The 796-nt window shown below is 49.5% G+C and carries 2 tRNA genes and 2 rRNA genes; all 4 read left to right on the forward strand.

Going from position 1 to position 796, the window contains the following annotated elements:
* Positions 1-101, forward strand: a 16S ribosomal RNA gene (locus ACMWL8_RS25090); the annotation flags it as partial.
* A 70-nt stretch (positions 102-171) separates the two neighbouring features.
* A tRNA-Ile gene (locus ACMWL8_RS25095) sits at positions 172-248 on the forward strand.
* 38 nt (positions 249-286) lie between these two features.
* Positions 287-362, forward strand: a tRNA-Ala gene (locus ACMWL8_RS25100).
* Positions 363-534: 172 nt separating this feature from the next.
* A 23S ribosomal RNA gene (locus ACMWL8_RS25105) occupies positions 535-796 on the forward strand; the annotation flags it as partial.

A 796-nucleotide genomic window follows, 5' to 3' on the forward strand; every position in this document is an offset into this window, starting at 1 on the left:
GCTTAACCTTCGGGAGGGCGCTTACCACTTTGTGATTCATGACTGGGGTGAAGTCGTAACAAGGTAACCGTAGGGGAACCTGCGGTTGGATCACCTCCTTACCTTAAAGAACCTGCCTTTGCAGTGCTCACACAGATTGTCTGATGAAAAACAGCAGTAAAAAACCTCTACAGGCTTGTAGCTCAGGTGGTTAGAGCGCACCCCTGATAAGGGTGAGGTCGGTGGTTCAAGTCCACTCAGGCCTACCAAATTTGCGAAGCAAATTTGAAGAGGTTGGCAAAACGATGGGGCTATAGCTCAGCTGGGAGAGCGCCTGCTTTGCACGCAGGAGGTCTGCGGTTCGATCCCGCATAGCTCCACCATCTTTTACTGCGAACACAAGAAAACTTCAGAGTGAACCTGAAAAGGTGCACTGCGAAGTTTTGCTCTTTAAAAATCTGGATCAAGCTGAAAATTGAAACGACACATCTTTAATGGTGTGTTCGAGTCTCTCAAATTTTCGCAATCATGAAGTGAAACATCTTCGGGTTGTGAGGTTAAGCGACTAAGCGTACACGGTGGATGCCCTGGCAGTCAGAGGCGATGAAGGACGTGCTAATCTGCGAAAAGCGACGGCGAGGTGATATGAACCTTTGACCCGTCGATGTCCGAATGGGGAAACCCAGTGTGATCCGTCACACTATCGTTAACTGAATACATAGGTTAACGAGGCGAACCGGGGGAACTGAAACATCTAAGTACCCCGAGGAAAAGAAATCAACCGAGATTCCCCCAGTAGCGGCGAGCGAACGGGGAG

The sequence above is a fragment of the Enterobacter sp. 04-C-12-SI-ECC genome, assembly GCF_047530715.1.
Lineage (GTDB): Bacteria > Pseudomonadota > Gammaproteobacteria > Enterobacterales > Enterobacteriaceae > Enterobacter > Enterobacter bugandensis.